The organism is Streptomyces sp. cg40 (genome assembly GCF_050320165.1).
Lineage (GTDB): Bacteria > Actinomycetota > Actinomycetes > Streptomycetales > Streptomycetaceae > Streptomyces > Streptomyces hokutonensis.
In genome coordinates this window covers 2950363-2973795 of the sequence record NZ_CP190128.1, presented here as the reverse complement: position 1 = coordinate 2973795, position 23433 = coordinate 2950363, and the positions used below count along the sequence as shown (strand labels likewise).

Below are 23433 nucleotides of genomic sequence, written 5' to 3'. Positions count from 1 at the left end.
GGGGGCACAGTGGCGCGTGCGAGCATCCGCAGATGGGTAAACGGCCGCAGCTGCCCGAGGAGTTCCGGGCCGAAGCGCGTTCGGCCTTCGCTTTCCTGGTCGAGGGCGAGGGCTTCGCGCCGCCGGAGGACATAGAGGGCGGGCTGCGCTATCTGCGCGCGGATCTGATGGTGCGCGTCTGGTTCCTGGGCGGCGCCGAGTCGGAGGTCCTGACACGGCTGATCCCCCTGGCGCCGGACGGCACCAGGGGGAAGGGCGCTTGGCTGGACGACCTGTACAAGGCCGCCGCGTGCGGCCCGGCCCAGGACGTCCCCGTCTTCGCGTCGACCAGAAGAGGCGTGCTCAGACGGGTCCACCAGCACGCGGAGGCGTTGCGCAGACTGCTGCCCCGCCTCCCCGTGCCGTGACGGTGCCTCAGGCCAGCAGCTCCACCTCCGCGAGCGTCGAGGAGCCGTCCAGGACCAGGCGGTAATGGGCGTACGAGCCAGGTGACTCGACCGAGAACGCGCGCGTCTGCCTGTCCCAGGTGAAGGACTCGCCGGAGCGCTTGTCGAGCGTCTTCCACTTGGTGCCGTCGGCCGAGCCCTGGAGGGTCCAGCCGGTCGGCGCCTGCGTGTGGTCCGTCGACGAGGTCAGCGTGTACTGGATGCCCTTGACGGCCTTGGCGACCGGCAGGTCCACCGAGGTCACCGTGGCGGCCGTGGCCGACGTGTTGTCGAACAGGGCGCCAGTGGCGGCGAGTTGGTCGCTGCGGGGGGTGGGCACCTTGTCGTTCTTGGTGATCGACACCGGAGCCGCGTTCTTGCCGCTGCCCCACGCCGAGGGCTTGGAGCCCATCGAGAAGTCCAGCACTCCGCCCTTCTCCAGCAGCGAGTGCGGGAGCGAAGTCGACGTCCAGGGCTTGCCGTTGACCGTCAGACTCTGGACGTAGACGTTCTTCGTGCTGTTCTTCGGCGCCTTGACGACCAGGTCCTTGCCGTTCTCCAGGTGGACGGTCGCCTTGGTGAACAGCGGGGAGCCGATGGTGTATTCGCCGCTGCCCATCACCAGCGGGTAGAAGCCGAGCGCGGAGAAGAGGTACCAGGCCGACTGCTCGCCGTTGTCCTCGTCGCCGTGGTAGCCCTGCCCGATCTCGCTGCCGGTGTAGAGCCGCGACAGCACCTCGCGCACGTCCTTCTGCGCCTTCCAGGGCTCGCCGGCCGCGTCGTACATGTAAGTGACGTGGTGGGCGACCTGGTTGGAGTGGCCGTACTGGCCCATGCGGACGTCCCGCGCCTCCGTCATCTCGTGGATGACGCCGCCGTAGGAACCGACGGTGGCGGACGAGGCCTTCTCCGGGGTGGCGAAGTACTCGTCGAGCTTGTCGCCGAGGGCCTTCTGACCGCCGTAGAGGTTGGCGAGGCCGCGGCTGTCCTGCGGGGCGGTGAAGGCGTAGCCCCAGCCGTCGGTCTCCGTGTAGTCGTAGCCCCAGATCTTCGGGTCGTAACTCGCCGAGTCCACCCGCCAGTTGCCCTTGGCGTCCTTGCCCTGGAAGAACCCGGCCTGCTGGTCGAAGAGGTTCACGTAGTCCTGGGCGCGGTTGAGGAAGTACTCGGACTCCTCCTTGTAGCGCTTCTCGCCGGTCTTCTTGTAGAGGGCCAGGCCCATCCGCGCGATGCCGTAGTCGTTGTTGTAGCCCTCCATGGCCCAGGAGAAGCCCTCGCCGGTGTCGGTGCTCGTGTAGCCGAGGAAGGGCGAGGTGGTCATGCCCTTGCGGCCGACGCCCGAGGAGGGCGGCACGACAGTGGCGTTCTTGACGGCCGCGTCGTAGGCCGACTCGGCGTCGAACCGCACGCCCTTGACGTACGCGTCCGCGAACGCGACGTCCGAGGAGGTGCCGGTCATCAGGTCCGCGTAGCCGGGGGAGGACCAGCGCGAGGTCCAGCCGCCGTCCTTGTACTGCTGCACGAACCCGTCGACCATCTCGCCCGCCTGACCGGGCGTCAGGAGTGAGTAGGCGGGCCAGGTGGTCCGATAGGTGTCCCAGAAGCCGTTGTTGACGTACACCTTGCCGTCGACGATCTTCGCGCCGGTGTGCGTCGGGGTGTCCTGGCTCGGCATCGGGGAGAAGGGCGAGGCGTACTGGTAGGTCGAACCGACCTTCTCGAAGCCGGAGTTGGGGTACAGGTACAGCCGGTACATGCTGGAGTACAGCGTGGTCAGCTGGTCGGGGGTCGCGCCCTCCACCTCGACCTTGCCGAGCAGCTTGTCCCACACCTTTTGGGCCTGGTCCTTGACCGTGTCGAAGGAGGTGCCGTCCGGGATCTCCTGGCTCAGGTTGGCCTTCGCCTGGTCGACGCTGATCAGCGAGGTGGCCAGGCGCAGGGTGACCGTGTGGTCGGCGCCCGCCTTGAACCGCAGATAGCCCTTGACCCCGGTGGACGAGCCGTCCGTCACCGGCGCGTCGAACACGCCGTACACGAAGAGGCGCGTGGCGCCCGTGGACAGACCGGACTTGACGTCCGAGTAGCCGGTGACGGTCCCGTCGGTCTTGTCGAGGGTCAGGCCGGCCTGCTCGGTGACGTTGTCGAAGATGACGCTCGCGTCGTCGCCGGGGTAGGTGAAGCGCAGCGAGGCCGCGTGGTCGGTCGGGGCCATCTCGGCCTTGAGACCGTTCTCGAACGTGACGCCGTAGTAGTACGGGCGGGCCGTCTCGTTCTCGTGCCGGAACGCCAACTCCCGTGCGTTCGGGTCGGTGTTGGGCGTGCCCGAGGCCGCCGAGGGCATCACCTGGAAGGTCTGCCGGTCGCCCATCCAGGGGCTCGGCTCATGGCTCAGGCTGAGCGCCTGGAGCGTCGGCAGGTTGGCGTCGTTGTTCGCCCGCGCGTAGTCGTAGAGCCAGCTCAGCGACGACGAGTTCGTCACCGGGGTCCAGAAGTTGAAGCCGTGCGGCAGCGCGGTGGCGGGGAAGTTGTTGCCGCGCGAGAAGCTGCCGCTGGAGTTGGTGCCGCGGGTGGTGAGCGCGTAGTCGGACAGATGCGCCTTCGGCTTCTCGGGCGCGACGCTCTTGATGCTCACGTCGTCGAGCCAGCCGCGGAACTTCGCCGGCCCGCTCGGGGAGTCGTAGGCCAGCAGGATGCGGTCGACGGTCTTGCCGGCCGCGACCGAACCGATCCGCGAGAGGACGTTGTTCCACTGGTTGACGTAGAGGATCTTCGCCGCGCCCTGCCCCTGCGGGGAGAGCGCGAAGCCGTGCGAGTCCGCCGCGCCGAGGCCGCTGAGATAGGTGCCGTCGGTGAAGGCGAGGTCGACGGAGACGTTCGTGGCGTCGTAGTCGAGGTCGCCGTCGGCCATCTGCGGGAAGATCCTGTACGACAGCTCGGTGTCGCGGCCGACGGCCACGTCCACGTCGAAGACCTTGTTGTACGAGTACGCCCGCCCCGTCGCCGTATGACGGCCCGCGTAGCGCAGCGCGCGCGTCCCGGTGAAGCCGGCGCCCGCCTTGGCGGTGGGGGAGCCGCTGGGGCCGCGGTCGACCAGCGAGAGCATGTCCTCGGGGATCGGGGCGGTCGTGGAGCCGGTGGAGAACTGGACGTCGGCGAGCTGAAGGATGTCGCCGCCGTTGTTCCTGCTCACGTCCAGCCGGAAGTGCTGGTACTCGGCGGGCTCGGCGAGGTCGTACGACTTGGTCTGGAAGCGGGCGGAGAACGACTCGCCGGAGCGGGTGTCGACGGTCTTCCAGTCCTTGCCGTCGGTCGACCCCTGGAGGGTCCAGTCCTGCGGGTCGCGCTCGTCGTGGTCGTTGGCCGAAGTCAGCGCGTACGTCACTATTTTGAGCGGTTTGTCGAGGTCGAACTCGACCCAGCCCGTGGGTGCGAAGGTGAGCCACTTGGTGCCGGACTCGCCGTCGACGAGGTTCTCCTTCACCTCGCCCGCGCCGGTGTTCTCGCCGCTGGCCCGCAGGTCCGTGACGTGGTCGTCCACATTGCCGGGGATACCGCTGGTGTATCCCCCGTCGACGCCGGAGGCCCGCTTGGAGCCGTCCGGCGCGGTGTCCACGGTGTTCAGCCAGTCCGGTGCCGGATCACCCGTCTCGAAGGAGGAGGCGAACTCCCCGGCCGGAGCGGGAGCCTTGACGGGCAGCGCGACGGCCGCCCCCTGCGAGCCCGCCACCAGAGCGACGGCGGCCACCGAGACGGCCGCCGGACCCCACCATCTGTGATGCATACGAGGGCATCCTCCCTGCACGTGGGACAACGTTGTCAATTTCGACGCGCAAGCAACAGTAGGGAGTCAAGTGACCAGGGATGTCAAGGGTGTTGAGTGCGGCATTCGAGCGCAATAGCGGGGATTTCTCCGGCATCGAACACACAGGGCCTTCATATTTCCGCGAGGTCTCACTTCGGAAAAGACCGACAACCTACCCTGCATTCGATCTTGCTCTGTCGGCCGGAAGTGGACTATACCTGTCGCGTTCGACACCGCTCTCACAGCAGTACGCACGAAGTACCTCTGCACGACCAAGCTCGACCTGACCGCGGTGCCGGGGAGGATCCGGTTCACCGCCTGAGTCCTGTTGAAGGCGAGGACTTGAGCATGGGATCCACTTCAGCCGAGAACAACGGTTCCAATGGCGTCGGCCGCCGTGATCTGATCAAGCGGTCGGCCGCACTCGGCCTGATCGCCGTACCCACGATGAGTTTCCTGTCCGCCTGTGCCAGCGGTGGCGGGGACGACAGCAGCAGTGACGACAGCACCAAGGGCACCACGTCGAAGTCGAATCCCTTCGGTGTGAAGAAGGGCAGCAAGCTCGACGTCGTCGTCTTCAAGGGCGGTTACGGCGACGACTACGCGAAGGCGTGGGAAGCCAACTTCAAGACGAAGATCGGCGTCACTTCCACCCACACCGGAACGCAGGAGATCACCGGCAAGCTCCAGCCCCGCTTCAACGCGGGCAACCCGCCGGACATCGTCGACGACTCCGGCGCCCAGCAGATCAAGGTCGACGTCCTGTACAAGAACGGCCAGCTGCTCGACCTCTCCGCGGTACTGGACGCGCCCGCGATCGACGACCCGACCAAGAAGGTCCGCGATCTGCTGATCCCCGGCACCCTCGACCCGGGTGTCCAGGAGGGCAAGGTCGTCGCCCTCAACTACATCTACACGGTCTGGGGTCTGTGGTACTCAGGCAAGCTCTTCAAGGAGAAGGGCTGGACGCCGCCGAAGACCTGGGACGAGTTCATCGCGGTCTGCCAGCAGGCGAAGAAGGCCGGCATCGGCGGTCTCGCCCACCAGGGCAAGTACCCGTACTACATCAACGTCGCCATCATGGACCTCATCGCCAAGAAGGGCGGGATCGACGCCGTCAAGGCGATCGACAACCTCGACCCGAAGGCCTTCGTCGGCTCGGCCGCCGCGCAGGCCGGCGTCGAGGCGATCTACGAGGTGGTGGAGAAGGGCCTGTTGATGCCCGGCACCAACGGCCTGACCCACACCGAGTCGCAGACCCGCTGGAACCAGTACAAGGCCGCCTTCATCACCTGTGGTTCCTGGCTGGAGAACGAGCAGCTCAAGCTGACGCCCACGGACTTCGACATGAAGTTCCTGCCGATGCCGCTGCTGCCCGGCAGCAAGATGCCGTTCGAGGCGATCCGGGCCGGCTCCGGCGAACCCTTCATCATCCCGGCGAAGGCCAAGAACCTCCCCGGCGCGCAGGAGTTCATGCGCCACATGCTCTCCAAGGAGTGGTCGACGCTCTTCGCCAAGGAGGCCAACTCCCTCACCATCCTCAAGGACGGTGTCGACTCCAGCGTCACCCTGCGCCCGGGCACCCAGTCCACCGTCGAGGCGTCCAAGGCGGCCGGTGCCAACACCTTCCGCTACCTCTACCCCGACTGGTACAGCGAGATGGACACCTCCATCCAGAACGCGTCCAACGAGCTGATGGCCAAGCGCATCCAGCCCGCGGAGTGGCTGAAGCGCTGTCAGGCCGCCGTCGACAAGCAGGCAAAGGACCCGGCGTCCAAGAAGAACGTGCACTCCTGATCACAACGCCTGATCGCACCACCTGATCACGCTCGGGACACCAGGGGCAGGAAACGCCAATGCGCAAAGGGCAGTACAGGTTCGTCGCGGGATTTCTCTTCGTCCCCGTGGCGCTCTATCTGATCTTCGTGATCTGGCCGTACATCCAGACGTTCGGCTATTCGCTGACCGACTGGAAGGGTGAGTCACAGACCTTCAAGTTCGTCGGACTGGACAACTATCGGGCGCTGCTCCACGACGACGTCTTCAAGGAGGCCATCTGGCACAACCTCCTGTTCCTGGTGTTCATCCCCGTGATCACCATTCTGCTCGCCCTCTTCTTCGCCTTCATGGTGAACGCGGGAGGACGCAGCAAAGCCGGTGGCGTACAGGGAGTCGCCGGCAGCGGGTTCTACAAAATCGTCTACTTCTTCCCGCAGGTGCTGTCGCTGGCGATTCTCGCGGTCCTGTTCAACGCCGTGTACCGCAGTGACGGCGGCGGTCTGCTCAACGGTTTTCTGATCAAACTCCACCTGGTGGACGCCAACAATCCGGTGGAGTGGCTCAACGAGCCCAACATGGTGCTCTGGGCGCTGATGGCGGTCGTCGTCTGGCACGGCGTCGGTTTCTATCTGGTGCTCTTCTCCGCGGCCATGCAGTCCATTCCGCGGGACATCTACGAGGCCGCCCTGATCGACGGCGCGAACCGCTCCCAGTCCTTCTTCCGGATCACCCTGCCGCTGCTCTGGGAGACCGTCCAGACGGCCTGGGTGTACCTCGGCATCATCGCGATGGACATGTTCGTCCTGGTCTCCTCCATGACCTCGAACATGGGCGCCTACGGAGGCGGTCCCGACCACGGCAGCGACGTCATGTCGACCGTGATGATGCGCAACTTCCTCTACTTCGGGAAGAGCGGCTACGCCTGCGCGATGGGCGTCGTCATGCTGCTGCTCACCCTGGTCCTGTCCGTGGTCACGCTGCGCGCCACCCGCCGTGAGCGCATCGAGTTCTGAGCGGGAGACATACGACGATGAGCGCACCCCTGAAGGAGACCGCCCCCACGGGCGGCACCGTCCCGCCGCAGCCGTCGGTCCGGAAGGCCGGCGCCCGGCCCGGTGAACCACGCAGCGAGGGCGTGGTTCTGAACGTCTTCTCGCACGGCTTCCTGGCCCTGTGGGCCCTGTTGATCGTGCTGCCGCTGCTGTGGCTGGTGTTCAGTTCGTTCAAGACGGACGTGCAGATCGGCAACTCGGCCTTCGGCTGGCCGCACAACTGGTCGTTCGACGTGTTCCGGCGGGCCTGGAGCAAGGGCATCGGCGACTACTTCCTGAACACCCTGATCGTGCTGGTGTTCTCGGTGCCGCTGACGATGCTGTTCGGCTCGATGGCCGCGTACGTGCTGGCCCGCTACCGGTTCTGGGGCAACCGGCTGCTGTACTACTTCTTCGTCGCCGGCGCGATGTTCCCGGTGTTCCTCGCGCTGGTCCCGCTGTTCTTCATGGTCAAGCGGCTCGACATGCTGAACACGTACCAGGGGCTGATCCTGGTCTACATCGCCTACTCGATGCCGTTCACGGTGTTCTTCATGCACGCGTTCTTCCGGACGCTGCCCACGGCGGTCTTCGAGGCGGCGATCCTCGACGGCGCCTCGCACACCCGGACGTTCTTCCAAGTGATGTTGCCGATGGCCAAGGCCGGGCTGATCAGTGTCGGCATCTTCAACACCCTCGGCCAGTGGAACCAGTTCATCCTGCCGACGGTCCTGATGCAGCCGCAGAGCGGCTCGGACCCGGAGCGCTATGTCCTCACCCAGGGGCTCATCCAACTCCAGCAGCAGCAGGGCTACGCCTCCGACCTGCCCGTTCTCTTCGCGGGGGTCACGATCGCCATGATCCCGATGCTGGTCGTCTACCTGTCGTTCCAGCGCCAGGTGCAGTCCGGTCTGACATCGGCGACGCTGAAGTAACCCGCCTGGGCGACGCGACAGGAAGAGATCGTTCCGCCACCGCTCCCGGCAGGCCGGGAGCGGTGTCCACGTATGTGTCCTGGACCCTCGATGCGGTTCAACCTCTTGACGGGAGGCGACCCGAACGGCTCAGCTTAGAGTTCACTAGTTGGACATAGACGGGGCCTCATCGATGCGGTCCCGCGCGCAGGAGGTCGTCGTGGAGACTCCGGGGTCGCAGTCGTCGCTGCACCGAGCGAATCTAGAGCGGGTCGTGCGAGCGGTGCGGCTGGCCGGGTCGCTCACGCAGGCGGAGATCGCGAGGACGACGGGTCTGTCCGCCGCGACGGTCTCCAACATCGTGCGCGAGCTCAAGGACGGCGGAACGGTCGAGGTCACACCGACCTCGGCGGGCGGCCGCCGGGCCCGCAGCGTGTCGCTGAGCGGGGACGCCGGCATCGTGATCGGCGTCGACTTCGGGCACACGCATTTGCGCGTCGCGGTCGGAAATCTCGCCCACCAGGTGCTGGCCGAGGAGTCCGAGCCCGTCGACGTGGACGCCTCCTCCACACAGGGCTTCGACCGGGCGGAAGAGCTGGTCAACCGGCTGATCGCGGCGACCGGAGTGGACCGTTCCAAGATCGCCGGGGTAGGCCTCGGAGTACCCGGGCCGATCGACGTGGAATCGGGCACCCTGGGCTCCACCGCCATCCTCCCGGGCTGGACCGGCACCAGACCCGCCGAGGAGCTCGGCAGCCGTCTGGGCGTACCGGTGCACGTGGACAACGACGCCAACCTCGGCGCCCTCGGTGAGCTGGTCTGGGGCAGTGGGCGCGGGGTCAGGGACCTGGCGTACATCAAGGTCGCCAGCGGGGTCGGCGCGGGACTGGTCATCAACGGCACGATCTACCGGGGCCCGGGTGGCACAGCGGGAGAAATCGGGCATATTACTCTTGATGAGTCCGGCCCTGTCTGCCGTTGCGGAAACCGGGGCTGCCTGGAGACCTTCACGGCCGCGCGCTATGTGCTGCCGCTCCTCCAGCCCAGCCACGGCACCGATCTGACCATGGAGGGAGTCGTACGGCTGGCGCGGGACGGAGACCCGGGCTGTCGTCGGGTGATCGCCGACGTCGGCCGACACATCGGCAGTGGAGTCGCCAATCTCTGCAATTTGCTGAACCCGAGCCGAGTGGTCCTCGGTGGCGATCTCGCCGAGGCCGGTGAGCTGGTGCTCGGGCCGATCAGGGAGTCTGTCGGCCGCTATGCGATCCCCAGTGCGGCGCGTCAACTGTCCGTTCTCCCGGGGGCACTTGGAGGCCGTGCGGAGGTGCTCGGAGCACTCGCTCTCGCGCTCAGCGAGATGGGCGATTCGACACTTTTGGACGGGTCGCTGACCGCGGCGACACCTGTCTTCACTTAGAGAACGCACGACGCCGTTGCCATCTCGTTAAGTATTTACTTCTTGACGTCGCACGCGTGGCCGAGTTGACTTCCAGCCACCTCGGCCGCAACGTCGCGGCCTCGTCAGGGAGGTTTCTGAAGTGAACACGCGTATGCGTCGTGCCGCCGTTGCTGTCATCGCCACCACGATGGCCGTCTCGCTGGCCGCCTGTGGCAAGGCCGGCGACGACAAGAAGTCCGACAGCAGCTCTTCCAGCTCCTCGGGCGGTACCAACGCCAAGATCGGCCTGCTCCTGCCCGACAGTGTCACCACGCGGTACGAGAAGTTCGACAAGCCGTACTTCGAGGCCAAGGTCAAGGAGCTCTGCTCCGGCTGCACCGTCGAGTACAACAACGCCAACGCCAGCGCGGCCACCCAGGCCCAGCAGGTCAGCAGCATGATCACCAAGGGCGTCAAGGTCATCGTGATCAGCGCCCAGGACTCCGCCGCGATCAAGTCCTCGATCCAGCAGGCGGTCGACAAGGGCATCAAGGTCGTCGCGTACGACCGTCTGGCCCAGGGCCCGGTCTCGGCCTACGTCTCCTTCGACAACGTCCAGGTCGGCAAGCTCCAGGGCGAGGCGCTCCTCACCGCGCTGGGCTCCAAGGCCACCACGAAGTCGAAGATCGTCATGATCAACGGTGACGACGCCGACCCGAACGCCGCGATGTTCAAGAAGGGCGCCCACGAGGCCCTCGACGGCAAGGTCGACATCGCGTACGAGCAGTCCGGCCTGTGGAAGGACACCGTCGCCGGGCAGAAGATGTCCGCGGCCATCACGCAGCTCGGTGCCAAGAACATCGCGGGCGTCTACTCCGCCAACGACGGCATGGCCGGTGGCATCGCCACCGTCCTCAAGGGCGCGAAGATCAGCGGCATCCCGCTGACGGGCCAGGACGCGGAGCTCGCCGGTATCCAGCGCATCGTCGCCGGTACCCAGTCCAGCACCGTCTACAAGGCCTTCAAGCCGGAGGCCGAGGCCGCCGCGACGCTCGCCGTCGACCTGGCACAGGGCAAGAGCATCTCCTCGCTCGCCACCACGACCCAGACCAGCGGCTCCGGCGACAAGGTCCCCTCGCAGCTGCTCGTCCCGGTGTCGGTCACCAAGGCCAACATCAAGGACACGGTCGTCAAGGACGGTCTCTACACCGTCGCGCAGATCTGCACCTCGGAGTACGCCGCGGCGTGCAAGGCGGCCGGTCTGTCGTAACCACCGCCCAGCGGTGACAAAGCCCCTTCGGCGTCCGCCCCACCTTCAAACCCCGCTGTGGGGCGGGCGCCGATCGGAACCCGTGCGAACGCAGCCGTTGCCAACTGGCACCGGCCGCGCGCATGTTCATCTTGTAAATCTGTGCCTAGGCACAACCCTCCGCGTCTTTTGACAAGCGCGGCATCCCCGCCGGTCAGGCGGCGAAGGAGATGGTTCACGTGTCCGCTACGCCCGTGCTGGCGTTGCGCGGAGTCTCCAAGCGATTCGGTGCGGTGCAGGCCCTCACCGACGTAGAGCTGGAGGTTCACGCCGGAGAAGTGGTCGCACTGGTCGGCGACAACGGCGCAGGAAAGTCCACCCTGGTGAAGACGATCGCCGGAGTGCACCCCATCGATGAAGGAGTCATCGAATGGGAGGGCAACCCGGTCAGCATCAACAAGCCGCACGACGCCCAGGGACTCGGCGTCGCGACGGTCTACCAGGACCTCGCGCTGTGCGACAACCTCGACGTCGTCGGCAACCTGTACCTCGGGCGTGAGCTGCTTCGCCGCGGTGTCATCGACGAGGTCACGATGGAGAAGAACTCCCGCGAACTGCTGAGCACCCTCTCCATCCGCATCCCGAGCGTGCGGATCCCGATCGCCAGCCTCTCCGGTGGCCAGCGACAGGTCGTCGCCATCGCCCGCGCGCTGATCGGTGACCCCAAGGTCGTCATCCTCGACGAGCCCACCGCCGCCCTCGGCGTCGAGCAGACCGCCCAGGTCCTCGACCTGGTCGAGCGGCTGCGCGAGCGCAACCTCGGCGTCATCCTCATCAGCCACAACATGGCCGACGTCAAGGCGGTCGCGGACACCGTCAACGTGCTGCGGCTGGGCAAGAACAACGGCTCCTTCCCGGTGAAGGACACCAGTCAGGAAACGATCATCGCCGCGATCACCGGTGCCACGGACAACGCCGTGACCCGTCGTGCGGTGCGCAGCACGGAGGCGGCAAAGTGAGCGACACGTCAGGCACCGTGAAGAAGGACGCGGTCGAACCGACCGCCCCGGCCCCCGCCGACGACCCCACGGCCGCGAGTGCCGCCGCCACGGTCGTCGACCCCCGGCTGCTGATCCGCGAAGAGGGCTTCAAGGGCTACATCACCGAGTTCAAGCGCAAGGTCAAGGGCGGTGAACTCGGCTCGCTGCCGGTCGTCATCGGCCTGATCGTCATCGGCATCATCTTCCAGTCCCAGAACAGCCGGTTCCTGAGCGCGGACAACCTGTCCAACATCAGCTACTACCTGTCGGCCACCGGCATGCTCTCCATCGGCCTGGTCTTCGTGCTGCTGCTCGGCGAGATCGACCTGTCCGTCGGCTCGGTCAGCGGTCTGGCGTCCACCCTGTTCGCCGTCTTCGTGGTCAACCACGGGATGAACGGCTGGCTGGCGCTGATCCTGACCATCGTCACCGGTATCGGCATCGGCGCCCTGCACGGCTTCTTCTTCGCGAGGATCGGCGTACCGGCGTTCGTCGTGACACTGGCCGGCTTCCTGGGCTGGAACGGTCTGATGCTGTGGCTGCTCGGTTCGAGCGGCACCATCAACATCCCGGACGAGGGTCCGGTGCACCTGCTCGGCCAGAGCTCGTTCTTCATGGACCAGTCGATCGCCGGCGCCTACATTCTCGCCGCCCTCGGCACCGCCTCCCTGGCCTACGGCTCGCTCGTCGACCAGCGCCGCCGCAAGGCCGCCGGAGTGCCCTTCCGGCCCACCAGCGAGATCGCCCTGCGGGTCGTCCTGCTCGCCGTCGCCGCGTTCGTCACCGCGGCCGTGCTGAACTCCTCGGCCGGTGTCTCCAACTCGCTGGTGATCTTCCTCGCCTCCCTGGTGATCGTGGACTTCGTGCTGCGCCGTACCCCGTACGGCCGCAAGGTCTTCGCGGTCGGCGGCGGCATCGAGGCCGCGCGCCGTGCCGGTATCAACGTGTCCATGATCCGCATCACCGTGTTCGCCATCTCCGGCGGCTTCGCGGCGGTCGGCGGTATGTTCTTCGCCGGTCAGACCCAGAGCGCCACGCTGAACGCGGGCGGCGGCAACACGCTGATGCTGGCCATCGCGGCCGCGGTCATCGGCGGTACGAGCCTCTTCGGCGGTCGCGGCTCCGTCTGGTCCGCCCTCCTGGGCATGCTCGTCATCCAGTCGATCCAGACCGGTCTCGACCTGCTCAACATGAACACGTCGATCCAGTACATGATCACGGGTGGCGTTCTGCTCGGCGCGGTCGTCATCGACTCCGTGTCCCGCAAGAGCCAGAAGGCGGCAGGTCGCGGCTGACCTGCGTCCTTTCGGACCAGTGCCCGGTACCGATCGCGGTACCGGGCACAGTCATGTCACAGGAAAGGTCGTAGGAAAGGCTGTTCTTGGGTACAGCCGATCGCGTGACGAATGACGCACGGCCCGGGCGCGGTCCGCAAAGGCGGAACATTAGACTCGACAAGCCCGGCAACAGCTCGATCAGCTCTACTCGCAAGGAGGCACGGGTGCCGCTGCTGACCCGCATCAGGGGACCGCGCGATCTGGACCGGCTCAGCCTGGAGCAGCTGGACCAGCTGGCCGAGGAGATCCGGACCTTCCTCGTCGACGCCGTCTCCAAGACCGGCGGCCACCTCGGCCCGAACCTCGGTGTGGTCGAGCTGACCATCGCCCTGCACCGCGTGTTCGAGTCCCCGAAGGACCGGGTGCTGTGGGACACCGGCCACCAGTCCTACGTCCACAAGCTGCTCACCGGCCGCCAGGACTTCTCGAAGCTGAAGCAGAAGGGCGGCCTCTCCGGCTACCCCTCGCAGGCCGAGTCCGAGCACGACGTCATCGAGAACTCGCACGCCTCCACGGTCCTCGGCTGGGCCGACGGCCTCGCCAAGGCCAACCAGGTGCTCAAACGCGAGGACCACGTGGTCGCCGTGATCGGTGACGGCGCGCTGACCGGAGGCATGGCCTGGGAGGCGCTGAACAACATCGCCGACGCCAAGGACCGCCCCCTCGTCATCGTCGTCAACGACAACGAGCGGTCGTACGCGCCGACCATCGGCGGCCTCGCGAACCACCTGGCGACCCTGCGGACCACCGACGGCTACGAGCGCTTCCTGGCCCGCGGCAAGGACCTCCTGGGACGCACCCCGGTCGTCGGCAAGCCCCTCTACGAGACGCTGCACGGCGCGAAGAAGGGGCTGAAGGACTTCATCGCCCCGCAGGGCATGTTCGAGGACCTCGGCCTCAAGTACGTCGGCCCCATCGACGGCCACGACATCGAGGCGATGGAGTCCGCGCTGGCCCGCGCCAAGCGCTTCGGCGGCCCGGTGATCGTGCACATCCTCACCGAGAAGGGTCGCGGCTACCAGCCCGCCCTCCAGGACGAGGCCGACCGCTTCCACGGCATCGGCCCCATCCACCCCGACACCGGCCTCCCGATCAAGGCCGCCGGTGCCGACTGGACCTCCGTCTTCGGCGACGAGATGGTCGCGCTCGGGCAGGAGCGTGAGGACATCGTCGCCATCACCGCGGCCATGCTCCAGCCGGTCGGCCTCAAGAAGTTCGCCGACGCCTTCCCGGACCGCATCTACGACGTCGGCATCGCCGAGCAGCACGGCGCGGTCTCCGCGGCGGGCCTCGCCACGGGCGGTCTGCATCCGGTGTTCGCGGTGTACGCCACATTCCTCAATCGTGCCTTCGACCAGGTCCTCATGGATGTCGCCCTCCACAAGTGCGGTGTGACCTTCGTACTGGACCGGGCCGGCGTCACCGGCACCGACGGCGCCTCCCACAACGGCATGTGGGACATGTCGATCCTCCAGGTCGTCCCGGGCCTGCGCCTGGCCGCCCCGCGCGACGCCGACCAGGTCCGCGCCCAGCTCCGCGAGGCCGTCCAGGTCAAGGACGCGCCGACCGTGGTCCGCTTCTCCAAGGGCGCGGTCGGCCCGGCCGTACCGGCCGTGGGCCGGATCGGCGGCATGGACGTGCTGCGCGCCCCGGGCACCGACGCCCCGGACGTCCTCCTGGTCTCGGTCGGCGCCCTTGCGCCGATGTGCCTGGAGATCGCCGACCTCCTCGACAAGCAGGGCATCACCACCACCGTCGTCGACCCGCGCTGGGTCAAGCCCGTCGACGAGGCCATGGCCCCGCTCGCGGAGCAGCACCGCGTGGTCGTCACCGTCGAGGACAACTCCCGTGTCGGCGGCGTCGGTTCGTCGATCGCGCAGGCCCTGCGCGACGCGGGCGTGGATGTTCCGCTCCGCGACTTCGGTATCCCGCCGCGCTTCCTCGACCACGCCTCGCGCGCCGAGGTGATGACGGAGATCGGCCTCACCGCGCCGGACATCGCCCGCCAGGTGACCGGCCTAGTCTCGAAGCTGGACGGCCGCTTCGACCGGCCCACGGCGGAGGTCGACTCGGTGGAGTCGGCCCGCGACTGAGGCACGGCCACACCGCCGGACGGGCCGCTTCCACCACTCTTTGCAGTGGTGAAAGCGGCCCGTTCGCGTGAATCCCCTCGCGCCGGGGCATACGCAGTACGCCCCCTCTCGATCATGTCGAGGACGCCAAGCGTGGGAGGTACACCCGTGAGCAGCACCCTCTTCCGGACGAAGAGAGTCGAACAGTCCATCCAGGACACCGAGGAACCGGAGCACGCGCTCAGAAAGTCCCTCTCCGCCCTGGATCTGACGGTGTTCGGCGTCGGAGTGGTCATCGGCACCGGCATCTTCGTCCTCACCGGCACCGCCGCCAAGAACAACGCCGGCCCGGCGGTCTCCCTGTCCTTCGTCGTGGCCGGCGTCGTCTGTGCCCTCGCGGCGCTCTGCTACGCCGAGTTCGCCTCCACGGTCCCGGTGGCGGGCTCCGCGTACACCTTCTCGTACGCCTCCCTCGGCGAACTCCCCGCCTGGACCATCGGCTGGGACCTCGTCCTCGAACTCGCCCTGGGGACGGCGGTGGTGGCGGTCGGCTGGTCCGGCTACATCCACTCGCTGCTGGACAACGCGGGCTGGCATCTGCCCGAGGCGCTCAGCGGCCGGGACGGCGCCCACGGCTTCGGCTTCGACATCCTCGCCGCCGCGCTCGTCCTGGTCCTCACCGCGATCCTCGTCCTCGGCATGAAGCTCTCCGCGCGCGTGACCTCCGTCGTCGTCGCCATCAAGGTCGCCGTCGTCCTCGTGGTGATCGTCGCGGGCGCCTTCTTCATCAAGGGTGACAACTACAAGCCGTTCATCCCCAAGTCGCAGGCCGTGGAGGCGGGCGGCAACCTCAAGGCCCCGCTCATCCAGCTGATGTTCGGCTGGGCGCCCTCCAACTTCGGCGTCATGGGCATCTTCACGGCCGCCTCCGTGGTCTTCTTCGCCTTCATCGGCTTCGACGTCGTCGCCACCGCGGCCGAGGAGACCCGCAACCCGCAGCGCGACGTCCCGCGCGGCATCCTCGGCTCACTGATCATCTGCACCACGCTGTACGTCGCCGTGTCGATCGTCGTCACCGGCATGCAGAAGTACAGCTCGCTGTCGATCGACGCCCCCCTCGCGGACGCGTTCAAGGCCACCGGACACCCGTGGTTCGCGGGCCTGATCAGCTTCGGCGCGGCCATCGGCCTGACGACGGTGTGCATGATCCTGCTCCTCGGCCAGGCCCGCGTCTTCTTCGCGATGAGCCGGGACGGCCTCCTGCCCCGCTTCTTCTCGCACGTCCACCCGCGCTTCCGCACCCCGTACCGCCCGACCATCCTCCTGGGCGTCGTCATCGCGATCGTCTCGGGCTTCACCAGCCTCAGCGAACTCGCCGAACTGGTCAACATCGGCACCCTGTTCGCCTTCATCGTGGTCGCGATCGGCGTGATCATCCTCAGGAACAAGCGCCCCGACCTGCCCCGCTCCTTCCGCACCCCCCTGGTCCCGGCCCTCCCCATCCTCTCGGTCCTCGCCTCCCTCTGGCTGATGCTCAACCTCCCCGCCGAGACCTGGCTCCGCTTCGCCATCTGGATGGCGATCGGCTTCGTCGTCTACTTCTTCTACGGCCGCTCCCACAGCCGCCTCGGCCGACAGCAGGCGGCGGAGGCGAGCGGGGGCGCACAGCCACCGGCCGGCCCGAAGCCGTAACCAACTGCCTTGCCCCATAGGCCCCGTGGGTCCTGCTCCGGCGGAATCCACGGGGCCGACCCGACGGGCACCGTGGACCCGGGGACAAGCGGGACTCAGCGAGAGGGGCCAGGACCGTGCACCGCCCGAGGCCCCGTCACCTCCGCCCCCAACTCCGTCACCCTGCGCCGCAGTTCACGATCCGCCGTGACCACCAGACAGGTCCGGCCGTCCGCCCCGGCGACCAGTTCGACCATGCGGTCGTCCCCGCTGCCGGGTGCCGAGTCCACCCGTACGCCCGGGACGGACTCCACGCCACGGGCCGCGCCCTCCACCACGAGGACGATCTCCACGGGGTCCGGGTGCCCAGGTACGCCGTCCGTCGCCAGCCGGTCCCGGAGTCGCTTCGCAGCGCCCCGCCGGTCCCGCCACCAGCCGTCGGGCACCGATCCGACGACGTTCGCGCCGTCGACGATCACGAGCAGGGGAGTGTCCTCGTCCGGCGGGGGAGTGTCCTCGTCCATGGGGACAGGTTCCCATGGGGGCGGGGAGCGTTCGCCCCGTGAAAAGGACCCGCCCGGCCGGAAAGCACCCGCCCCAATTACAGTGAACCGGTGAACGGCGACTGGCTCCTACGCGGCCGTGACGGCCGGCTCAGTGTCTATCTGCCCTCGGGCGACGCCGTCCTGTGCCGCGCCGAACGCGGCCCCGACGGCCTCTGGGGCGCCCCGCGCACGGTGGGCGGCGACCAGAAGCTGCACCCGGGGCTGCTCGGCATCGGGCAGGGCGCGGACGGCTACGCCCACCTGGTGTCCTGGCGGCCCACGGTGCCCGGCGAATCCGGACTGGTCCACTCCACGCACTTCCGGCCCCGGCTCACCGCCCTCGACTGGACCCCGGTCGGCCACCCGGACCGGACGGGCGACCGCACCGGCGTCCCGGCGGTCGCGGTCGACGCGGAGGGGCGGGCCCATCTCTTCGTGCGCAACAGGGCGGGCGGGGTGAGCATGCTGGCCCAGCGGGAGAAGGGCGGCTGGGATCCCTGGCGCGACCTCAAGGGCAGTGACGTCCACGAGGACCTGGCCGCGGTGACGGGGGAGTCCGGCAGGGTCGAGCTGTACGCGGCGGTGCCCGGCGCGATCCTGCACTGGCGCCAGCCGGAGCCGGGCGAGCAGCCGGTCCTGGAGGAGGCGATGGAGGCCGGGATCAGACCGGGCACGCTCCGCGCGCTGGCCACCTCCCCGGAGACGACCACCCTCTACTACACGGACGACTCCGGCGACCTCTGCGTCTGGCGCCCCGGCGGCAAGCCGCTCACCCTGCTGCCCTCGGCGGGCCCCGGTCCGGTCTCCGTCGTCCGCTGCGAACTCGACGGCCACGACTGCACGTTGCTAGCCCAGCGCTCGGCCAGCGGCCGGGTCGCGTTCGCCGCGTATCCCACGGAGCAGGAGTCGGCGGGCGCCTGGTGGACCGAGTCGGGCCCCCAACTCCCGGCGGACGCCGAGGTCTCGCTCGCTCTGGACGAGAACGACCGGGTCGCCGCCGCGACGTTGTCCCCGTCCACCGGCCAACTCCTTCTCACCCGGCGGAAGGACGAGCCGGGCCTGGCGCTGGAGGCCTGGCGGGAGGTGTGACCCTCAGGACGAACTGCCGCCCGTCGCCGGGGACTTCTTCGCCGAGTCGGGGATGGTGGAGTCACTGCGGATCGCCTTCCACAGCGTCGAGGCCTGCGGCTCGGCGGCCACCACGCGGTTCGGGTCGGCCTTGTCGTACGCCACCGGCAGCATGATCGTCTCCATGGTTGACGGGTCGACGCCGTTGAGGCTGCGGCCGAACTCCGCGAGCTTGGTGAGCGAGGCGAGCCCGGAGTCGGTGGTGAGCGCCGCGGTCAGCTGGTCGGCGATCCTGTAGGCCTTGACCGGACTGCCCAGCAGGTCCTGCTTCTTGATCTCGGTGAGCAGCGCGAGCATGAACTGCTGCTGGAGGCCTATCCGCCCGAGGTCGCTGCCGTCGCCGACACCGTGCCGGGTGCGGACGAACTGGAGAGACCGCGTGCCGTCCAGCTTGTGGGTGCCCTTGGTCAGATTCAGGCCACTGGAGCTGTCGTGGATGTCCTGGTCGACGGTGACGGTCACCCCGCCTATCGCGTCCACCAGGTCCTTGAAGCCGGCGAAGTCGACCTCGACGTAGTGGTCCATGCGGACCCCGGACAGCTGCTCCACGGTCTTCACCACACAGGCCGGACCGACCTGGGAGTAGATGGAGTTGAACATCACGCGCTTCGCGGAGGCGACCGTGGAGCCGTTCGCCTTGACGCACTCGGGGCGGGTCACCAGGGTGTCGCGCGGGATGCTGACCGCCACGGCCTTCTTGCGGCCCTCGGGTATGTGCATCACCAGCGCGGTGTCCGAACGGGCCCCGGAGACCTTGCCGGTGTTCAGCTCCGCGTTGGCGCCGGCGCGTGAGTCGGAGCCCAGGACCAGGATGTTCTGTCCCGAAGTGGGCAGCTTTGTCGGGCGGTTGTCGCCGATCGCCCTGTCGATGTCGACGCCCTTGATGTTGCCGTCGATACCGCTGTAGAGCCAGTACGCGGTACCGGCTCCGGCGAGCAGCAGCACGGCCAGCGAGAGCAGGATCCAGCGGCCGGTACGGCGTTTGCCGGTGCGTCCGCGTTTGCGTCCTCGCCCGCCGCCGCGCCGCGCGGGCGCGTCGGTGTCGCTGTGCCGGGGCGTCGAGACATGGCTCATCCTGCTTCGAGTCCTCGTGGGTCGTGCCCCGGTGGGGCGGTGGTGTGGCGTGAGGACTCGGGTGGGGGGTGAGGCCGGTCCCAGTGCTGCTGTCCGGTCGAACCCGCCCCAAGGGCGGACGATCGCACGATCATGCACAACCGGTGATGTATTTGTAAACAGCAGCCAAAGAAATAGTATGCGCGCCATGACTTGGCTGATAACCGGCGGTGCGGGCTTCATAGGCTTCCACGTCGTCCGCGCGATGGTCGCCGCAGGTGAGCGCGTCGCGGTCTACGACGACCTCTCGACGGGCGACCCCGCCCGCGTCCCCGACGACGTGCCCTTCGTGAAGGGCACGGTGCTGGACCCCGGACTGCTGCGGACCACCCTGTCCGAACTGAGCGTCACCGGCGTGGTCCACCTGGCGGCCAAGAAGCAGGTCGGCGAGTCGGTCGAACGGCCGCTGCACTACTACCGCGAGAACGTCCAGGGCCTCCAGACCCTGTTGCAGGCCGCCGCCGACACCGGCGTACGGGACTTCCTGTTCTCCTCCTCGGCCGCCGTGTACGGCATGCCCGACGTCGACCTGGTGACGGAGAACACCCCCTGCGCCCCGGTCAACCCCTACGGCGAGACCAAGCTCGCCGGCGAGTGGCTGGTGCGCGCGGCCGGCCGGGCACACGGCATGACCACTGCCTGCCTGCGCTACTTCAACGTCGCCGGAGCCGCCGACGAACACCTCGCGGACTCGGGCGTCTCCAACCTCGTCCCGATGGTCTTCGAGAAGCTGACCCGCGGCGGCGCCCCGGTGATCTTCGGCGACGACTACGACACCCCCGACGGCACCTGCGTACGCGACTTCGTCCACGTCGAGGACATCGCCTCCGCCCACCTGGCCGCGGCGCGGGCGCTGTCCGCGCGGGAGCCGGGCAGCGACCTGACGGTCAACATCGGCCGCGGACAAGGGGTTTCGGTCCGCGAGATGATCACGCTGATCGCCGAGGTCACCGGGTACGGCCCCGCGGCGGCGCCGGTGACCGCGCCCCGCCGGGCCGGCGACCCGGCGCGGGTCGTCGCCTCGGCCGACCGGGTCCGCGCCGAACTCGGCTGGACCGCGCGCCACGACGTCCGCGCGATGGTCGCCTCGGCCTGGGCGGGCTGGTGCCACCGCCACCCGGAGGCCCGCCGCTGATGGCCGGCACGGTGGTGGCCGGCACAGTGGTGGACGGCGCCGTCACGGACCGGCCCCTCGGCGGCACCCCGGCACACCTCGGCGTGCGCTCCGGACCGTGGCTGCTCACCGGCCACGACGGCCGGCTGATCGTCTACGCGCAGACCGACGACGCCGTGCTGCGCTGGACCGAGAGCCGTCCCGGCGGCCCCGACTGGCTCGGCCCGGACGTCCTGCCGGTCAAGGGCGTGACCCAACTCACCGTCGCCCAGGGCGCCAACCGCTACGCCCATCTCATCGGCCGCCGCGTCCGGGGCACCGGGGACGCGCACCCGGCCGTCGACCTGGTCTACGCGATCCAGTACCAGGCGGGCCGCCCGCTGAGCGAGTGGCGCTCCGTCGGCAACCCGCACGCCAAGCGGGAACGCACCGCCCAGCTGGGCACCCCCACCGCCGCCGTCGACACCTCCGGCGCCCTGCACATCCTCGCGCCCACGGCCGAAGGCCATCTGGCCGTACGACGTGAAGGCGCGGGCGGTCGCTGGGAACCCTGGCGCGACCTCAAGGTCGCGTCGGTCCTGGACACCCCGGCGGCGGTGGCCACCTCCACCGGGCAGCTGCACCTCCTCGCCCCCACCGGCACCGGCGCCCTGACCTGGTGTCAGCCGCGACCGGGCGCGGAACCGGAGCGCGGCCAGGATCTCGGCGTGGTCCCGCTGCCCGGTTCCGCGACCGGCGTGGAGACCTCGCCGGGCCGGGTCACGTACTACCTGACCGACCTGGTCGGCGGCGGTGTCGTCGCCGTACGCCCCGGCGCCTGGCCGGTGCCCGTCGGCGGGAACCCGGGCGACGGCAGGCACACCGCGCTCGCCACCACGATCGACGGCCACCCCTGTACGGTGCTCGCCCACCGTGACACCGGAGGCCGGGTCGTGCTCGGGGTGTGCGGCGCAGAGGACGAGCACAACGGCGTGTGGTGGACCGACGCCGGTACCGGCTGCGCAGGCGATCCCGTGCTGGGCCGCGACGGTCACGGCCGGGTCGTACTGCTGGCCGTGACCGAGGACCGCGGGCTCGTGCTGGCCCGCCAACTGGACGGCCCGGGGCTGACCCTGGGCGACTGGAGACCGCTGTGAGCGGTCACCGCGACAAGGACGTGAGGGCATGACACGCAAGGCCGCCCGGCCGCCGGAGGACCGCGGCCACGTGGTCGCCGTCGTCGTACCGGAACCCCGCGACGCGGTGGCGCCGGTGGAGCGGGCGGCACCCGGCGCCCGGATCGCCGTGGTCTGTCTGCGGCCGGGCGGCAAGGACGGCCGGGCGGCGCTCGACCGCGCGCTCGCCGCCGCCGAGGCCCGGGGCTGCCGTACGCACGGCGGGCTCCGGGTGCTGGACGCCGACGCCCGCGACGCCTCGGCGGCGCTCGCGGCGGAGCTGCGCGCGATCGACCCGGACCGGCTGCACACCCTCGACCCGGACCCCGTGCACACCGGCCTCGACGAGACGACCGGCACCCTCTCCTACGGCGTCCCGGACGCGCACGCCGAGACCGCCGCCCTCGCCCTCGCCGCGGCGCGCGCCCAACAGGCCGCGACGGGACGGCCGTTGTACGTCGAGTGCCTGCGCGCCGAGCGGGCACCGGGACCCGGCGAGGACGGCGGCCCGCGCCACCCGGCGCCCGTGAACTGGCTCTCGGCAGGCTTCGACGGCCGGCTCACCGCCTTCCTGCCGACGGCGGCCGGCGTGGTGCGCTGGTACGAGGAGACACCGGGCGGACGCTGGCGCGGACCCGAACTCCTCGAAGGGCAGGGGCTGTTGCCGGGGCTGCTGGTGATCCGCGACCCGCACGGGCTGCCGCATCTCCTCGCGCTGCGCAGGACCGCGCGCGCCGACGGCGGGGTGGACGTGGAGGTCGTGCACGCGGCCCAGTACCGCACCGGCCGCCCCCTCACACCCTGGCTCGCGCTCGGCGGTCCCAACACGGCGGCCTGGCGCAAGGGACGTGAACTCGGCTTTCCCGCCGCGGCGTTCGACGCGGCCGGTGACCTCTTCGTGTTCGTGCGCAACTTCGGGCACAGCGTCAGCCACCGCCGCCGGTCGGGCGACGGCACCTGGACCCCGTGGCAGCACCTGAGCGGACTGCGGGTCGCCGACGAACTGGTGGCGGTGACCGGCGAGCACGGCGGGGTCGAACTGTTCGCCCGGGCCCGGGACACCGGGGCCGTGGTGCGCTGGTACCCGGGACCCGGCGGGGCCTGGACCGAGGACCGGACGCTCCCGTTCGCCGCACGTCCGGGCAGTCTGGCGCCGGCCGCCGAGCCGGGCGCGGTCCTGTTCCGCGAGGCCCGCACCGGCCGCACCTGCTTCTGGCGGCCGGGCGCCCCGGCCGCGTACCCGCTCGACGACCCGGCGCCGGACACCGGGGCCGACGGCCCCACGGCCACGGCCCGGGGCGTCGAACTGGCGGGCTGGGGCTACTCCGTGCTCCTCGGCCGGAGCGCGGACGGCGGCTGCGCGCTGGGCGCCCACCCGGCCGCCCGGCCCGACACGGGGGTGTGGTGGCAGGACACCGGAGCACCGTCGTACGGCACTCCCGCCGCGGCCGTGAGCCGGGAGCGGCGGCTCGCCGTGGCGGTCCGGCTGCCCGGCGGACGGCTGCTGGTCGCGCGCCGGGACGAGAACCGGGACGGTCTCGCCCTGGGCGACTGGCGGCCCGTGGCTTGATTTCACCCAGCGAACACAAGGGCGCAGGAAGGCGTCACCAGGCGCGGATCCTGGTTCTCCGCTGTGAAGATCGCAAAAGGTTGTGCGGGCCGACTGTGATCAAAGTCG

The 23433-nt window shown here is 69.1% G+C and carries 17 protein-coding genes; 14 read left to right on the top strand and 3 right to left on the bottom strand.

All coding sequences use genetic code 11. The features are described 5' to 3' along the window. The first annotated feature begins 32 nt into the window (after positions 1-32). The gene (locus ACQHII_RS13020) at positions 33-407 is read left to right on the top strand and encodes a hypothetical protein (protein WP_427919471.1); all 375 of its coding nucleotides are present in this window, start codon (positions 33-35) and stop codon (positions 405-407) included. A 7-nt stretch (positions 408-414) separates the two neighbouring features. On the opposite strand, the gene ACQHII_RS13015 is transcribed toward ACQHII_RS13020, so the two are convergent. Further along, positions 415-4206, bottom strand: a complete 3792-nt coding sequence (locus tag ACQHII_RS13015) for a GH92 family glycosyl hydrolase (protein WP_427919470.1) — start codon at positions 4204-4206, stop codon at positions 415-417. A 369-nt stretch (positions 4207-4575) separates the two neighbouring features. Between ACQHII_RS13015 and ngcE the strand changes: the two genes are divergently transcribed. The 9 genes from ngcE (at position 4576) to ACQHII_RS12970 (ending at position 16722) form a co-directional block, all read left to right on the top strand. Next, positions 4576-6024 carry an N-acetylglucosamine/diacetylchitobiose ABC transporter substrate-binding protein gene (ngcE, locus tag ACQHII_RS13010; protein WP_427919469.1) on the top strand — a complete coding sequence of 483 codons (1449 nt, stop codon included), beginning with the start codon at positions 4576-4578 and terminating at the stop codon, positions 6022-6024. Positions 6025-6083: 59 nt separating this feature from the next. Next, the gene (locus ACQHII_RS13005; RefSeq protein ID WP_388111284.1) at positions 6084-7019 is read left to right on the top strand and encodes a carbohydrate ABC transporter permease; all 936 of its coding nucleotides are present in this window, start codon (positions 6084-6086) and stop codon (positions 7017-7019) included. A gap of 17 nt (positions 7020-7036) precedes the next feature. After that, on the top strand, positions 7037-7972 hold the full coding sequence (locus ACQHII_RS13000) for a carbohydrate ABC transporter permease (RefSeq protein WP_427919468.1): 936 nt from the start codon (positions 7037-7039) through the stop codon (positions 7970-7972). A 199-nt stretch (positions 7973-8171) separates the two neighbouring features. Next, the gene (locus ACQHII_RS12995; protein WP_427919467.1) at positions 8172-9371 is read left to right on the top strand and encodes an ROK family transcriptional regulator; all 1200 of its coding nucleotides are present in this window, start codon (positions 8172-8174) and stop codon (positions 9369-9371) included. A 133-nt stretch (positions 9372-9504) separates the two neighbouring features. Further along, positions 9505-10602, top strand: a complete 1098-nt coding sequence (locus ACQHII_RS12990; protein WP_427925297.1) for a sugar ABC transporter substrate-binding protein — start codon at positions 9505-9507, stop codon at positions 10600-10602. Between the two features lie 209 nt (positions 10603-10811). Then, positions 10812-11600, top strand: a complete 789-nt coding sequence (locus ACQHII_RS12985; protein ID WP_388111288.1) for an ATP-binding cassette domain-containing protein — start codon at positions 10812-10814, stop codon at positions 11598-11600. Next, the gene (locus tag ACQHII_RS12980) at positions 11597-12916 is read left to right on the top strand and encodes a sugar ABC transporter permease (RefSeq protein WP_427919466.1); all 1320 of its coding nucleotides are present in this window, start codon (positions 11597-11599) and stop codon (positions 12914-12916) included. The genes ACQHII_RS12985 and ACQHII_RS12980 overlap by 4 nt, the downstream gene beginning before the upstream one ends. Positions 12917-13122: 206 nt before the next feature. Beyond that, entirely contained in the window at positions 13123-15051 is a 1929-nt protein-coding gene (gene dxs / locus ACQHII_RS12975) for a 1-deoxy-D-xylulose-5-phosphate synthase (RefSeq protein WP_427919465.1), read from the top strand. A gap of 147 nt (positions 15052-15198) precedes the next feature. Then, the gene (locus ACQHII_RS12970; RefSeq protein ID WP_427919464.1) at positions 15199-16722 is read left to right on the top strand and encodes an amino acid permease; all 1524 of its coding nucleotides are present in this window, start codon (positions 15199-15201) and stop codon (positions 16720-16722) included. Positions 16723-16817: 95 nt separating this feature from the next. Here the strand turns inward: ACQHII_RS12970 and ACQHII_RS12965 are convergent, their stop codons facing one another. Continuing rightward, positions 16818-17225, bottom strand: coding sequence for an NTP pyrophosphohydrolase (locus tag ACQHII_RS12965; protein WP_427919463.1), 408 nt, complete (start codon positions 17223-17225; stop codon positions 16818-16820). 90 nt (positions 17226-17315) lie between these two features. Between ACQHII_RS12965 and ACQHII_RS12960 the strand changes: the two genes are divergently transcribed. Beyond that, positions 17316-18335 (top strand): hypothetical protein, encoded by a 1020-nt coding sequence (locus ACQHII_RS12960; RefSeq protein ID WP_427919462.1) that lies wholly within the window; start codon positions 17316-17318, stop codon positions 18333-18335. A gap of 3 nt (positions 18336-18338) precedes the next feature. Here ACQHII_RS12960 and ACQHII_RS12955 read toward each other — a convergent pair whose 3' ends face one another. Continuing rightward, positions 18339-19448 carry an LCP family protein gene (locus ACQHII_RS12955; protein ID WP_427919461.1) on the bottom strand — a complete coding sequence of 370 codons (1110 nt, stop codon included), beginning with the start codon at positions 19446-19448 and terminating at the stop codon, positions 18339-18341. A gap of 187 nt (positions 19449-19635) precedes the next feature. Between ACQHII_RS12955 and galE the strand changes: the two genes are divergently transcribed. From galE to ACQHII_RS12940, 3 genes are read left to right on the top strand one after another with little or no spacing between them, the layout of a single operon-like run. Then, positions 19636-20622: a UDP-glucose 4-epimerase GalE gene (gene galE, locus ACQHII_RS12950; protein ID WP_427919460.1), complete on the top strand. Its 987-nt coding sequence runs from the start codon at positions 19636-19638 to the stop codon at positions 20620-20622. Next, positions 20622-21737 (top strand): hypothetical protein, encoded by a 1116-nt coding sequence (locus tag ACQHII_RS12945; RefSeq protein WP_427919459.1) that lies wholly within the window; start codon positions 20622-20624, stop codon positions 21735-21737. Before galE ends, ACQHII_RS12945 begins: the two co-directional genes overlap by 1 nt. A gap of 28 nt (positions 21738-21765) precedes the next feature. Continuing rightward, entirely contained in the window at positions 21766-23325 is a 1560-nt protein-coding gene (locus ACQHII_RS12940) for a hypothetical protein (RefSeq protein ID WP_427919458.1), read from the top strand. The last annotated feature ends 108 nt before the right edge of the window (positions 23326-23433 follow it).

Bases quoted from the DNA above. Each gene is read 5' to 3' on its own strand.
- ACQHII_RS12945 (WP_427919459.1), top strand. From the start codon at position 20,622: ATGGCCGGCACGGTGGTGGCCGGCACAGTGGTGGACGGCGCCGTCACG.
- ACQHII_RS12985 (WP_388111288.1), top strand. From the start codon at position 10,812: ATGGTTCACGTGTCCGCTACGCCCGTGCTGGCGTTGCGCGGAGTCTCC.
- ACQHII_RS12965 (WP_427919463.1), bottom strand. From the start codon at position 17,225: ATGGACGAGGACACTCCCCCGCCGGACGAGGACACTCCCCTGCTCGTG.
- ACQHII_RS13015 (WP_427919470.1), bottom strand. From the start codon at position 4,206: ATGCATCACAGATGGTGGGGTCCGGCGGCCGTCTCGGTGGCCGCCGTC.
- ACQHII_RS13000 (WP_427919468.1), top strand. From the start codon at position 7,037: ATGAGCGCACCCCTGAAGGAGACCGCCCCCACGGGCGGCACCGTCCCG.
- ACQHII_RS12990 (WP_427925297.1), top strand. From the start codon at position 9,505: ATGCGTCGTGCCGCCGTTGCTGTCATCGCCACCACGATGGCCGTCTCG.
- ACQHII_RS13020 (WP_427919471.1), top strand. From the start codon at position 33: ATGGGTAAACGGCCGCAGCTGCCCGAGGAGTTCCGGGCCGAAGCGCGT.
- ngcE (WP_427919469.1), top strand. From the start codon at position 4,576: ATGGGATCCACTTCAGCCGAGAACAACGGTTCCAATGGCGTCGGCCGC.
- ACQHII_RS12940 (WP_427919458.1), top strand. From the start codon at position 21,766: ATGACACGCAAGGCCGCCCGGCCGCCGGAGGACCGCGGCCACGTGGTC.
- ACQHII_RS12955 (WP_427919461.1), bottom strand. From the start codon at position 19,448: ATGAGCCATGTCTCGACGCCCCGGCACAGCGACACCGACGCGCCCGCG.
- ACQHII_RS13005 (WP_388111284.1), top strand. From the start codon at position 6,084: ATGCGCAAAGGGCAGTACAGGTTCGTCGCGGGATTTCTCTTCGTCCCC.
- galE (WP_427919460.1), top strand. From the start codon at position 19,636: ATGACTTGGCTGATAACCGGCGGTGCGGGCTTCATAGGCTTCCACGTC.